At 70.4% G+C, this 12057-nt stretch carries 12 protein-coding genes and 1 pseudogene; 6 read left to right on the forward strand and 7 right to left on the reverse strand.

Features of this window, described 5'->3' with window-relative positions; translation table 11 throughout:
- Positions 1-70: 70 nt before the first annotated feature.
- From test1122_RS13370 to test1122_RS13380, 3 genes are all read left to right on the forward strand, one after another.
- Complete coding sequence (locus test1122_RS13370) at positions 71-433, forward strand: winged helix-turn-helix transcriptional regulator (protein WP_232269396.1); 363 nt, start codon at positions 71-73, stop codon at positions 431-433.
- 32 nt (positions 434-465) lie between these two features.
- Positions 466-1272, forward strand: a complete 807-nt coding sequence (locus tag test1122_RS13375; RefSeq protein WP_232269397.1) for a hypothetical protein — start codon at positions 466-468, stop codon at positions 1270-1272.
- A 214-nt stretch (positions 1273-1486) separates the two neighbouring features.
- Positions 1487-1825 carry a rhodanese-like domain-containing protein gene (locus test1122_RS13380; protein ID WP_232269398.1) on the forward strand — a complete coding sequence of 113 codons (339 nt, stop codon included), beginning with the start codon at positions 1487-1489 and terminating at the stop codon, positions 1823-1825.
- On the opposite strand, the gene test1122_RS13385 is transcribed toward test1122_RS13380, so the two are convergent.
- The 6 genes from test1122_RS13385 to paaA form a co-directional block, all read right to left on the reverse strand.
- Positions 1813-2895, reverse strand: a complete 1083-nt coding sequence (locus test1122_RS13385) for an acyl-CoA dehydrogenase family protein (protein WP_232269399.1) — start codon at positions 2893-2895, stop codon at positions 1813-1815. The genes test1122_RS13380 and test1122_RS13385 overlap by 13 nt on opposite strands.
- A 62-nt stretch (positions 2896-2957) precedes the next feature.
- Positions 2958-4001, reverse strand: a complete 1044-nt coding sequence (locus test1122_RS13390; protein WP_232271897.1) for a 2Fe-2S iron-sulfur cluster-binding protein — start codon at positions 3999-4001, stop codon at positions 2958-2960.
- Entirely contained in the window at positions 4001-4495 is a 495-nt protein-coding gene (gene paaD / locus test1122_RS13395) for a 1,2-phenylacetyl-CoA epoxidase subunit PaaD (RefSeq protein ID WP_232269400.1), read from the reverse strand. The genes test1122_RS13390 and paaD overlap by 1 nt, the downstream gene beginning before the upstream one ends.
- Positions 4489-5193 carry a 1,2-phenylacetyl-CoA epoxidase subunit PaaC gene (gene paaC, locus test1122_RS13400; RefSeq protein ID WP_232269401.1) on the reverse strand — a complete coding sequence of 235 codons (705 nt, stop codon included), beginning with the start codon at positions 5191-5193 and terminating at the stop codon, positions 4489-4491. The genes paaD and paaC overlap by 7 nt, the downstream gene beginning before the upstream one ends.
- Complete coding sequence (gene paaB / locus test1122_RS13405) at positions 5190-5477, reverse strand: 1,2-phenylacetyl-CoA epoxidase subunit PaaB (RefSeq protein ID WP_232269402.1); 288 nt, start codon at positions 5475-5477, stop codon at positions 5190-5192. Before paaB ends, paaC begins: the two co-directional genes overlap by 4 nt.
- On the reverse strand, positions 5474-6490 hold the full coding sequence (gene paaA / locus test1122_RS13410; protein ID WP_232269403.1) for a 1,2-phenylacetyl-CoA epoxidase subunit PaaA: 1017 nt from the start codon (positions 6488-6490) through the stop codon (positions 5474-5476). The genes paaB and paaA overlap by 4 nt, the downstream gene beginning before the upstream one ends.
- Before the next feature lie 123 nt (positions 6491-6613).
- Between paaA and test1122_RS13415 the strand changes: the two genes are divergently transcribed.
- Together test1122_RS13415 and test1122_RS13420 are read left to right on the forward strand one after the other, a co-directional pair.
- Complete coding sequence (locus test1122_RS13415) at positions 6614-7294, forward strand: DUF5819 family protein (protein WP_232269404.1); 681 nt, start codon at positions 6614-6616, stop codon at positions 7292-7294.
- Positions 7291-8589 carry an HTTM domain-containing protein gene (locus test1122_RS13420; RefSeq protein WP_232269405.1) on the forward strand — a complete coding sequence of 433 codons (1299 nt, stop codon included), beginning with the start codon at positions 7291-7293 and terminating at the stop codon, positions 8587-8589. Before test1122_RS13415 ends, test1122_RS13420 begins: the two co-directional genes overlap by 4 nt.
- A 54-nt stretch (positions 8590-8643) precedes the next feature.
- On the opposite strand, the pseudogene test1122_RS13425 reads toward test1122_RS13420, so the two are convergent.
- A pseudogene (locus tag test1122_RS13425) lies at positions 8644-10568 on the reverse strand (ABC transporter ATP-binding protein).
- A 229-nt stretch (positions 10569-10797) separates the two neighbouring features.
- Here test1122_RS13425 and test1122_RS13430 point away from each other — a divergent pair.
- Entirely contained in the window at positions 10798-12036 is a 1239-nt protein-coding gene (locus test1122_RS13430; RefSeq protein ID WP_232269406.1) for a S8 family peptidase, read from the forward strand.
- Positions 12037-12057: the final 21 nt, after the last annotated feature.

A 12057-nucleotide genomic window follows, 5' to 3' on the forward strand; every position in this document is an offset into this window, starting at 1 on the left:
CCTGTTGCTATTCATAGCATAGGTGCTTACTTTTTCGCAGCCCCTTGTCTCGGGGCAGTACTCTGGGGTCATGGCTGAGCCACAAGAGAGCTGCACTTCGCCTGAGCACGGGCTCACCCGCGTCTTCCAAGTACTGGGCAAGCGCTGGACGGGGATGATCATCGCCGCGCTGATGAGCGGGCCCGGTCACTTCGCGGAGCTGCGGCGGGCGGTCCCCGGCATCAGCGAGCGGATGCTCTCCGACCGGCTGGCGGAGCTGGCCTCGCTGGGACTGGTGCTGCGGTGCGTGGAGGAGGGCCCGCCGCTGCGGGTCTGCTACCGGCTGACCGAGGCGGGGCTGGCGCTCAAGCCCGCGATGGTGGAGCTGACCCGGTGGGCGGAGGAATGTCTGCCGGAAGAGGGGGCCCGGTGCCCGGAGCAGTTCCGGGCATGAGCGGTCCGCCGGACGGCACGTAGGCTGGCCCGGTGACGAATCCGGAGACACAGGAGCAGACGCCGGAACCCGCCACGGACCGGTTGGAGCGGGCCGTAGGGGCGGCGGAGACCGCGCTGATCGAGTTTGAGATCGCGGTGGAGACCTTCCGGATCGAGGTGGAGAACTTTTCCCGGCTGCACCATCAGCGGCTCGGCCCGATGTACGCGCGGCTGGATGAGCTGGACGCGCAGATCGCGGAGGCCGTCGCGGCGCGGTCCGGGGATCCGGAGGATCTGCGTAGGGCGAGTGAGGCGCGGGGCGCCGTGCTGCCGATGCCGGGGGTGGATGAGCTGTTCGGCGGCTGGATCCAGTCGGAGGGCCTGTCGCCGGAGGCTCAGGCGATGCTCACCGAGCAGTCCGTGCGGCCGCCGGAGCGGGTACGGCCGAGCGAGGAGGCCCGCCGGATCTTCCGTGAGCTGGTGCGCAAGGCGCATCCGGATCTGGCCTCGGACGAGGCGGAGCGGGAGCGGCGCGATGCGTTCATCGTGCGGGTCAACCGGGCCTACGCGGATGGCGACGTGGCCGTACTGACCGAGCTCGCGGAGGAGTGGGCGGCCGGGCCGCAGCCTCAGCGGGCGCGGCTGAGCCGCAGCGAGGAGCTGTACGCCCGGCTGGAGTGGCTGGCGGAGCGCAAGGAGTGGCTGGCTCAGGTGGCGGCTGAGCTGGAGGAGAGCGCGATTGGTGCCATGCTGAAGATGGCGCCGGATGATCCTGATCAGTTGCTGAACGAGATCGGTGAGCAGTTGCTTGCGGATGTCGCGCAGCGGGAGGCGCGGCTGGCGGAGCTTGTTGGCTAGCGCGGTGGGTTTCCCCTGTCCCGCCCCTTCCCGGAACCGGGGCTTCGCCCCGGGGCCCCGGGGCCCCGGGGCCCCGGGGCCCCGGGGGTGGCCGGTGCGGGACGGTGGCCGGGTGTTGTGCCCACCCTCCCCCAGCTACCGCTGGGCGGTGCCCCCACGCCCTGCGGAACGACTGCCCACAACGCGGTGTGCGTACTACGGAGAGGTTGGATCGATGCAGTTTGGGGCGTTGCCTGCGGTGGAGGTCGGGGATGTTCCGGCCGATGGGTTCGTGCTGGATGTCCGGGAGGACGATGAGTGGGCGGCCGGGCACGCTGAGGGTGCGCTGCATGTGCCGATGTCCGGCTTTGTCGCCCGCCTCGGTGAGGTGACGGAGCAGGCCGGGGACCAGCGGATTTTTGTGGTCTGCCGGGTGGGTGGCCGCTCCGCGCAGGTGACTCAGTATTTGGTGGGGCAGGGGTTTGACGCCGTGAACGTTGAGGGGGGCATGCAGGCCTGGGAAGCGGCCGGGCGGCCGTTGGTGGGGGACGTGGATCCGGCTTACGTGCTCTGAGCTGCCAGTAGCTCGCCGAGGGTTTCCTCGTGGGCCGCGGCGGGGCCCAGGGAGAGTTCCAGCTGCTTGGCCCAGGCGTGGTAGCGGTGCAGCGGATAGTCGGTGTCCGAGCCGAGGCCGCCGTGCAGATGCTGGGCGGTCTGGACCGTACGGCGTACCCCCTCGGCGGCCCAGATCTTCGCTACGGCGACCTCGGTGGGGGCCAGCCGCCAGGCCGCCTGCCATAGCGTGGCTTCCATCGCCCGTAGGTCGATATAGCGGTCGGCGGCCTGCATGGCGACCGCCTGGAAAGTGGCGACAGGGAAGCCGAACTGTTCGCGTTTGCTGGTGTATTCGCTGGTCATCAGCAGCACCATCTCGCCCAGACCGAGCGCCAGCGCACAGGTGCCGGTGGCCAGCAGCCGGTGCAGCCAGTCGGCGGCGCCCTCGGCGGTGATCATGGAGCCGGGGTCGGTACGGACCGTATCGAGGTGGAGCTCGGCATAGGGTTCACCGCTGGTGGAGACCTGGGAGGCGAGGGTCAGGCCCTCGGCGGTGCGGGGGATCAGGGCGAGGACCGCGCGGCCCTCCGGGGTGTGCGCGGGGATGAGTACGTGGTCGCAGGTACGGGCGTAGGGTACGGCGGTCTGGACGCCGTCCAGGAGCCAGGCGTCGCCCTCCCGGCGGGCCACGACCGCGCGTTCGGCCGGTTCATGGCCGGTGCGGCCGTGCGCGGCGACGGTGACGGCCGCCTCGCCCCGGGCGATACGGGGCAGCAGCCCGTCGCGCAGCGCCTCGGAGCCGTACAGGCGGATGGCGAGCGCGGCGGCGCCGGTTTCCAGCAGGGGCACCCGGGCCAGTACCTTCGCCGATTCGCGCAGGACCAGACAGAGCGCGATGGGGTCGGGGTCGATCGGCAGGCTGATGAGGCCCGCGTCGGCGAGCTTGCCCCACAGGGCGCGGTCGAAGTCCGGGTCCACCGCGCCCGGCACCAGGGTAGGGCTGGGCACGCCGTCGGGGGCGACGCCGGAGAAGACGGCCCGGGCCGCCTCGACGGCCGCCTGCTGCTCCTCGGTGAAGCTGAAGTCCACTGCTCGCCCCTTTCATTCCTGTGCTGACGGCCCGTCAGGTCAGGGGCGTCAGGTTAGGGGTGTCAGGCGTCGAAGTCCACCTCGACGGACCCGGTCACCGGATGGGACTGGCAGGCCAGCACATAGCCCGCGTCCAGCTCCTCCCGCTCCAGCGCGAAGTTACGGTCCATCCGCACCTCGCCGCTCAGCAGCCGCACCCGGCAGGTGCCGCAGACCCCGCCCTTGCAGGCGTACGGGGCGTCAGCGCGGTTGCGCAGCACCGTTTCCAGTACCGTTTCGCCGTCCTGGACCGGCCAGCTGCCGCTGCGGCCGTCCAGGGTCGCGGTCACCGTGGAGCCGCCGGGCGAGGTCCAGGTACGGGGGGCCGCCGGGGCGTCGGCGGCATGGAAGATCTCCTGGTGGATACGGTCTTCGGCCACCCCGAGTCCGGTCAGCGCCCGCTGCGCGCCCTGAATGAGTCCATACGGCCCGCACAGGAACCAGCCGTCGACCTCCGTCACCGGCAGCAGCGCCGGGAGCAGCGCGGCGAGCCGCTCCGTGTCCAGCCGTCCGGAGGGCAGGCCCGTCTGCTGTTCCTCACGGGAGAAGGTGTGCACCAGCTGGAAGCGGTCGGGGAAGCGGTCCTTGAGGTCGGCGACCTCCTCCAGGAACATCGCCGCCGCCACGGTGCGGTCGCTGCGGATGAGGCAGAAGCGGGCGGTGGGCTCGCGCTCCAGCAGGGTCGTGGCGATGGAGAGCACCGGGGTGATGCCGCTGCCGCCGACAATGGCGGCGAAGTGCCCGGGGCGCGGCTCAAGGACGAAGCGGCCCATAGGCGGCATGACCTCGACGGTGTCGCCGACGGCGAGCTCCTTGAGGGCGAAGGTGGAGAAGGAGCCGTCCTCGATCAGCCGGATGCCGATCCGCAGGACCGGGTCGGCGGTGGCCGCGGTGCAGATGGAGTAGGAGCGCCGTATCTCCTCGCCGTCGGCGATCCGGCGCAGGTTGAGGTGCTGGCCGGGGGTGTGGCGGAAGGTTTCCCGCAGCTGTGGCGGCACCGCGAAAGTGACGGCCACGGAGTCATCGGTGAGCTGTTCGACCTCGGCGACCCGGAGCGGATGAAAGATCACTGGAGCTCCTTGAAGTGGTCGAAGGGCTCGCGGCAGGACTCACAGCGGCGCAGGGCCTTGCAGGCGGTGGAGGAGAAGCGGCTCAGCAGGGTGGTGTCCGTGGACCCGCACTGCGGGCAGCGGATGGCGAGATCAACGGTGACGGGGCCGGGGGCGGGGCCGGTGGGCCGGGGCGGGGCTATGCCGGACTCGGCCAGCTTGCGGCGGCCTTCGGCCGTGATGTCATCCGTGGACCAGGCCGGGGCGAGCACCCTGCGCACGGAGACCTCCGGGATGCCGTGGTCGCGCAGGACGCGTTCGATGTCCGCTGACATGGCTTCGACGGCGGGGCAGCCGGTGTAGGTCGGGGTCAGCTCGACCTCGACCCGGCCGGGGCCGGTGAGGCGCAGACCGCGCAGGACGCCCAGCTCGGCCAGGGTGATCACCGGCAGCTCGGGGTCCGGGACCGCGCCCGCCAGCTGCCGCAGCTCCTCCTCAAGGGCCGTCACCATGACGCCCCCGGGTGGCTGCGGTGCAGATGCTGCATCTCGGCGAGCAGGAGGCCGAAGGGCTCGGTGTGGATGCCCTGGCGGCCCGCGCCCGCCGCCCACGGGCTCTGCCGCGGGCCCTCGGGCAGCTTCAGTGTGGCCTGCTCGACGATGGCGGTGACGCTGTTCGTCCAGGTGGCCTGAAGGGCGTCCCAGTTGACCTCCAGCCCCTCCACGGGCTGGAAGAGCTCACCGGTGTACCGCCACAGGGTGTCCAGGCCGCGCTGCATCCGTTCGTGGCTCTCCTCGGTACCGTCGCCCAGCCGCAGCGTCCAGTGCTCGGCGTGGTCGCGGTGGTACGCGGTCTCCTTCACCGCCTTGCCGGCCAGTGCGGCGATGGGCTCCTCACCACCGGCCAGCTCCCCGTACAGCAGCTCCTGATAGGTGGAGAAGTACAGCTGCCGGGCGATGGTCTGGGCGAAGTCGCCATTGGGCTGCTCCACCAGCTGAACGTTGCGGAAGGAGCGTTCCTCGCGCAGATACGCCAGCCGGTCCTCCTCGCCGACCAGCGAGAGCAGCGTACGGGCCTGCCCCAGCAGGTCCAGCGCGATATTGGCGAGTGCGACCTCCTCCTCCAGAACGGGGGCGTGGCCCGCCCACTCCCCCAGCCGGTGGGAGATGATCAGGGCGTCGTCCCCAAGTGCCAGGGCTGCCTTGCTCATAGGTTTCGCACCCCCTCGGGGACCTCGTAGAAGGTGGGATGGCGGTAGGGCTTGTCGGCAGCGGGCTCGAAGAAGGGGTCCTTCTCGTCCGGGGAGGAGGCGGTGATCCCGGCGGACGGCACCACCCAGATGGATACGCCCTCGCCCCGGCGGGTGTAGAGATCCCGGGCGTTACGCAGCGCCATTTCCGCGTCGGGGGCGTGCAGGCTCCCCGCGTGGGTGTGTGACAGGCCCCGCCTGCCGCGGACGAAGACCTCCCACAGCGGCCAGTCACTGCTGCTCATCGCTCGTCCCCCTTCACCTGCTGAGTGGCGTGCTCGGCGGTGTGCTTGGTGGCGTAGGCCGTCGCCGCCTCACGTACCCAGGCGCCGTTCTCATGGGCCCGTCGCCGTTGGGTGATCCGCTGCTCATTGCAGGGGCCGTTGCCCTTCAGCACGCTGTGGAACTCCGCCCAGTCGATGGGGCCGAAGTCGTAGTGCCCGCGCTCCTCGTTCCAGGCCAGCTCCGGGTCGGGGAGGGTCAGGCCCAGCGCCTCGGCCTGAGGGACGCAGATGTCGACAAAGCGCTGGCGCAGTTCGTCGTTCGAGTGCCGCTTGATCTTCCAGGCCATCGACTGCGCGGAGTGCGCGGACTCGTCGTCGGGCGGGCCGAACATCATCAGCGAGGGCCACCACCAGCGGTTCACGGCGTCCTGTGCCATCTCGTGCTGGGCTTCGGTGCCCCGGCTGAGGGCCAGCAGCAGCTCGTATCCCTGGCGTTGGTGGAAGGACTCCTCCTTGCAGATACGGACCATCGCACGGGCGTACGGACCGTAGGAGCAGCGGCACAGCGGCACCTGATTGGTGATGGCCGCGCCGTCCACCAGCCAGCCGATGGCGCCGACGTCGGCCCAGGTCAGCGTGGGGTAGTTAAAGATCGAGGAGTACTTCTGGCGGCCGCTGTGCAGCTTGTCGAGCAGCTCAGCGCGGCCGGTGCCCAGGGTCTCGGCGGCGCTGTAGAGATACAGCCCGTGCCCGGCCTCGTCCTGGACCTTCGCCATCAGGATCGCCTTGCGGCGCAGTGAGGGCGCGCGGGTGATCCAGTTTGCCTCGGGCTGCATGCCGATGATCTCGGAGTGCGCGTGCTGGGCGATCTGGCGCACCAGGGTGGCCCGGTAGGCGTCCGGCATCCAGTCGCGTGGCTCGATCCGCTCATCCGCCGCGACGGCGGTCTCGAAGGCGGCCGCGAAGGCGGATTCATCCGCCCCGGACCCTCCAGAACCTGCTCCGGGATCCCGTTCCGGCAGCACTGTCGTCATGCTGAGCTCCCTTGCCCGAGCCGACCAACCGACCGATCGTTCGGTCCAATGGTGGGCGGCGGCGCTACAGGGTGTCAAGAGAATGACTAACCTCTGGGGAGCGGATCGAGGGAACGGGCAGGGATGGAGTCAGAAGCTGAGGCGCGAGAGGGCGCCCCGAACAGTGGGGTGATGGCCCTCTCGCCATCGTCACGGGTGATCCTGGCGATCGCCGTCGCGGTGGCCGCGGTGGCCGTCGCGGTCCACCTCGGCATGATCTTCCTTCATGTCGCGCCGTCGAACACACTCACCAAGCAGCACGGCGCCACGATCGACAGATACGTGTACCCGGAGTACGAGCAGAACTGGAAGCTGTTCGCCCCCAACCCACTGCAGCAGAACATAGCCGTGCACGCCCGTGCCGACATCCGTAAGCCCGATGGGGTACTGGAGCGGACCGGCTGGGTCAATCTCACCGCCATCGACGCCGAGAACATACGCGGAAGCTTCGCCCCCAGCCATATCTCGCAGAACGAACTCCGCCGTGCCTGGGACTTCTTCAACAACTCCCATGACACGGACAACAAGCGCACGGGTCTGCGCGGCGAACTCTCCGAGGCGTATCTCAAGCGGATCGTGCTGCTGCGGCTCGCCACCGGGGCGCGGACGGCGCCCGATGAGGTGCGGCAGATCCAGGTCCGCTCCGCGACCAGCGCGGTCTCCCCGCCACCGTGGAGCGGGGAGAAGGTCGATACCGAGACCAAGTACCGGGTGCTGCCCTGGTGGCCGGTGACCGACGAGGACATTCCCGGGGGTGCGCGATGACACCGCAGACGGCCGTTCCCAGGCCCGTGCCCCCCAAGGCCAAGCTCAGCGCCCGCTTCGACGGAGCGCTCATCCGGGGCTTCTCCAAGATCACCGGGCAGGCCCTGGGTCCGTATCAGACCGCGATCGTCCGGATCGGCTTCGCCTTCACCTGGCTGGTCTTCCTGCTGCGTGAGTTCCCGCACCGCCATGAGCTCTACGGCCCGGACTCGCCCTGGAGCTGGGCGCTCGCCGAGCGGCTGGTCGAGGGCAACCGGGCCTTTACGGTGCTGCTGTGGACCGACAGCGGTGTCTGGTTCGAGACGGTCTATCTGCTGGCCATCGCGGCCAGCGTCGGCCTGCTGCTGGGCTGGCGCACCCGTGGCATGTCGGTGCTTTTCATGATCGGCGTGCTGTCGTTGCAGAACCGCAGCGTGTTCATGGGAGACGGCGGCGACAACGTCATCCATCTGCTGGCGATGTATCTCGTACTCACCCGCTGCGGCCAGGTCTGGTCGCTGGACGCCCGCCGGGCCCGGCGCGACCCCGGGGCACAGAACCCCGACATCACCGGCATCCTGCTGTGGACGGCGTCCGGCATCGTCCTGGCCCTCGCCACCGGACTGGGCTTGCTGACCTGGTTCGACAGCCAGGGCGGGCCGCTGCCGCTGCTCGGCTGGGCACCGGTTCTCTGGACGCTGTGGTGCATATACGCGGCGTGGTGGGCACTGCGCCGCTTCGCCCCCCGCGAACCACGGGCCGTCTGTGACGCGCTGGCGAATCTCGTGCACAACGGCGCCCTCTTCGTGATCATCGTCGAAGTCTGTCTGATCTACGCCACGGCGGGCTGGTACAAGGTCCAGGGGTCCCGCTGGCAGGACGGCACCGCCGTCTACTACCCCATGCATCTGGACTACTTCGCCCCCTGGCCCGCCCTCTCCGAGGCCCTGGGCAACAGCGGCCTGATCATCCTGATCCTCACCTACGGCACCGTGATCGTGCAGGTCGCCTTCCCCTTCACCCTCTTCAACCGGCGCGTGAAGAACGTGCTGCTCGCGGTGATGATCCTGGAACACGCCTCGATCGCGGTGATCCTGGGACTGCCCTTCTTCTCTCTGGCGATGATCGCCGCCGACGCGGTCTTCCTGCCGACGGCGTTCCTGCTGTGGCTGGGCGCGCGGTCCAGTGGGCTCCTGGGACGGTTCCGCCGTCGGCCTCCGCAGGCCCCGGCCGTCCCCCGCCCACGGTCCCCGGTCGTGCCGGACCCGGACCTGGACCCGGAACCGGACGCGGAGCGGGTGAGTCACCGCCCGTAGGCAGCACTCACCCGCACCGCACTTCACCGGTCACCAGGCACCGGTAGTCACCGGTCACCGGTCGTCTGTCACCCGGTCATCTGCCAGCTCCGGCTGGTTGCTGCGGTCCATCTGCAGTCGCCACAGGTCCTGGAACAGGCCGGGGCGGCTGGTCAGCTCGGTGAAGCGGCCCTCCTGCACGATGCGGCCCCGGTCAAGGACGACGATGCGGTCCGCCGCGGCCACATTCGCGAGGCGATGGGTGATCAGGACGATGGCGCGGGTCTGAGCGAGCTCACGCAGGCCGGTGAAGATGCGGTGTTCGGCGCGGGCGTCCAGCGCGGCAGTGGGTTCGTCCATGACCAGCAGTCCCGCCTGACGGTGGAAGGCGCGGGCGATGGCGATGCGCTGCCACTGGCCGCCGGAGAGTTCCTGGCCGCCGAGCCATTCGCGGGCCAGCAGCGTGCCGAGGCCGGAGCGCAGGCCGGTGATGACTTCCCCGGCTCCGGATGCTTCGCAGGCGGCGTGGACCGCCTGGTCGCCGTATTCCGTGGGCTGCCCGAGGGTGATGTTCTCCCGCGCGGTGAGCGGCCAGCGCGCGTAGTCCTGGGGAACCATGGCGACCTGGGCCCACAGGGCTTCCGGGGCCATGTCGTCGGTCCTTGTTCCGTCCCAGGTCACGCTGCCGGTGGTGGGCAGATAGAGACCGGTGAGGAGCTTGGCCAGGGTGGTCTTGCCGGAGCCGTTCTCTCCGACGAGGGCGACGATCTCGCCTCGCCGTACGGTGAGGGAGACCCCGCGCAGGGCATCCTTGTCGGCCTCCTCGTAACGGAAGACCGCGTCCCTGGCCGCCACTTCGGCGGGCGGCTTGGGCTGGGCCTGGCCGCGTCGCATACGGAAACCCCCGGCCTGCTCCAGGAAGTTCCGCCAGTCGTCCAGGTAGAAACCGAAGCGCATCATGCGGGCGCCACCGCTCACGATGCCCCGCACAGCCTGCCCGGCGGTCTGGAGGGCGAAGACCGCCCCGCCGGCGTTCGCCACCGACATACGGCCGCTGGCCAGCAGCCACAGCAGCGTGAACCAGACGATCCCGGAGCCGACGCCGCCGACCAGGGCCCCGGTGAGCGCCATCCGGGCGCCGGTGTTCACCGCCTGGCGTTCAGCGGCGTTGACGCGGTCGTTGATCCGCCGGTACTTGCCGACCAGAAACCGGCCCATGGTGCCGGCGCGGACCTGGTCGGCGGCGAGGTGATTGCACATATGCCAGCGCAGGACGCCCAGCATGCGGCTGTGCCCGGACATCCCGAGCGCGGACAGATAGCGGACGCGGGCGGCACGGGTCTGCGCTACGGCCTGCGGCAGGCAGGCGAGCACGAGAAGAGGCAGCAGCAACGGATGCAGCACCGCGAGGACTCCGGCCCCGGCGATGAGTGAGGCGGTCGCGGCCAGCACCTCCTGGCCCTCGCCGATCAGATCCGGCGTCCGCTCCGCTCCCCGGTCGGCGGCCTCCCGGCGTTCGTCGAAGCCCGGGCTGTCATAGGCGGCCAGCTCGGCGTTGACGGCCGCGTCCAGCATCATCAGCTCCGCCTCACGGGCCATCAGCGGCCCGAGCCGGGAGGACAGCCACGTCACGGTGATACCCAGCACGGCCCGGACCCCGGCGGCCCCTGCCAGCACGGCGAGCGAGGGCCAGGCGGAGACGAGCCGCTGGACGATATCGCCGTCACCGACCAGCGCCGCGATGGTGCCGGTGATGGCCAGCAGCCCGAAGGCCTGCATCGCCCCCGCAAGGGTCTGGCACACCAGCAGCCCCATCGCGGCGCGCCGGTCCACCCGCCACGCGAGGGCGAGGGACCGGCGTACGAGATGGGGCAGCCGACGGGCCAATCCCCGGTAGTGATCTTTGCTGCGGCCTTCGCGTGACTGCCCGTCACATCCACAAACCGCAGTTCCTCGCTCTGGTTCGGGTCAGTGGTGTCCGACCCCGACGCGTCTCTCATGGTGGCTATTCGGTCACGTAACGTGACGCACGCGCGAGCCGTTTTTCACCCGCCGCACACCCGGTGTTCGAAGCCACGGCTGGGCTGCTCCCATGGCGTGGCGCTGCTGCACTCGTACGGGCCCGCCTCCGCTCGACCGTTCGATTGACGCGGCTCAAGTCGGCGCGTGCCGGGGACGAAAGATCAACTGGCCGAACGACCGCGATCACCGTTCCGAACGGAGCACCGAATGCGCATGCTCTCGCGTACCGCGGCAGCCGCCCTGCTGCTGCTCGGCCCGCTGGTCCTCCCCCCGGCAGCCGCAGCACACCCCGACCACGACCCCACGCCCACCACCGCCCCCACCGCCCCTGCCGACCGCGCTCCCGCTCCGCTGCACCGCTCGGCCGACGCCCTGCCGGGCCGGTACATCGTCACGCTGGAGCCGAAGACCGACGTGGCGGCCGCGGCCAGCCAGCTCGGTGTGAAGCCGCTCTTCCAGTACAAGACGGCCCTTCGCGGATTCGCCGCCAGCCTCAGCCCGGATCAGCTGGCAGCGGTACGGAAGTTCCCCGGCGTCGCGGCCGTCGAGGAGGACAGCGCGGTGTCCGTTCCCGAGACCGCCGCGAGGAGACCAACCGGCCGTGCCGCCCGGGGCGCCCGGGTGCCGGCCGCCAGCTGGGGGCTGGACCGGATCGATCAGCGGAACCTGCCGCTCGATGGCCAGTTCAACGTCAACCGCAGTGGCCTGGGCGCCAGCATCTACATCACCGACACCGGCATCGACTACTTCCACAGCGAGTTCGGCGGGCGCGCCGTCTTCGGCTTCGACGCCATCGGCGACGGCCGCCGGGGCCGGGACTGCCACGGTCACGGTACCCATGTCGCGGGCACCGCGGGCGGCGCCACGTACGGGGTGGCACGCCAGGCCACGCTGGTCAGCGTGCGGGTGCTCGACTGCGCGGGCGAGGGCACCCTGTCCGGGGTCATCGCCGCGTTCGACTGGGTGGCCGACAACGCCCGCCAGCCCGCCGTGCTGAACGCCTCGTTCGGCGACGACCGCTCCCCGGCCACAAACCGCGCCGTGAACACGCTGGCCACCAGGGGCGTTCTGCCGGTCGCCGCGGCCGGAAACGACGCCAAGGACGCCTGCCAGGTCTCACCCGCGAGCGCGGACCGGGCGTTCACCGTCGGGGCGACCGACCAGCAGGACAGGCAGACCAGCTTCAGCAACTTCGGCGAGTGCCTGTCGCTGTACGCCCCGGGTGCCCAGATCGTCTCCGCGAGGCTGGGCGGCGGCAGCAGGACGCTGGACGGGACCTCGATGGCCGCGCCGCACGTCGCGGGCGTCGCGGCTCTCTACAAGACCGCGAACCCGAACGCCGACGCGGCGACCGTCACGACATGGCTCAACAACACCTCCACCAAGGGCGTTCTCACGGTGGACGAGACCTCGCTCAACCGCCTGCTCTTCACCGGCGGTCTGTGACCCGGGGACCCGGGCGAGCCG

The organism is Streptomyces gobiensis, from assembly GCF_021216675.1.
Classification (GTDB): domain Bacteria; phylum Actinomycetota; class Actinomycetes; order Streptomycetales; family Streptomycetaceae; genus Streptomyces; species Streptomyces gobiensis.

Excerpts from the sequence above, each read along its gene's own strand:
- test1122_RS13370 (WP_232269396.1), top strand. The coding sequence starts at position 71 with ATGGCTGAGCCACAAGAGAGCTGCACTTCGCCTGAGCACGGGCTCACC.
- test1122_RS13380 (WP_232269398.1), top strand. The coding sequence starts at position 1,487 with ATGCAGTTTGGGGCGTTGCCTGCGGTGGAGGTCGGGGATGTTCCGGCC.
- paaD (WP_232269400.1), bottom strand. The coding sequence starts at position 4,495 with ATGGTGACGGCCCTTGAGGAGGAGCTGCGGCAGCTGGCGGGCGCGGTC.
- paaC (WP_232269401.1), bottom strand. The coding sequence starts at position 5,193 with ATGAGCAAGGCAGCCCTGGCACTTGGGGACGACGCCCTGATCATCTCC.
- paaB (WP_232269402.1), bottom strand. The coding sequence starts at position 5,477 with ATGAGCAGCAGTGACTGGCCGCTGTGGGAGGTCTTCGTCCGCGGCAGG.
- paaA (WP_232269403.1), bottom strand. The coding sequence starts at position 6,490 with ATGACGACAGTGCTGCCGGAACGGGATCCCGGAGCAGGTTCTGGAGGG.
- test1122_RS13415 (WP_232269404.1), top strand. The coding sequence starts at position 6,614 with ATGGAGTCAGAAGCTGAGGCGCGAGAGGGCGCCCCGAACAGTGGGGTG.
- test1122_RS13420 (WP_232269405.1), top strand. The coding sequence starts at position 7,291 with ATGACACCGCAGACGGCCGTTCCCAGGCCCGTGCCCCCCAAGGCCAAG.
- test1122_RS13430 (WP_232269406.1), top strand. The coding sequence starts at position 10,798 with ATGCGCATGCTCTCGCGTACCGCGGCAGCCGCCCTGCTGCTGCTCGGC.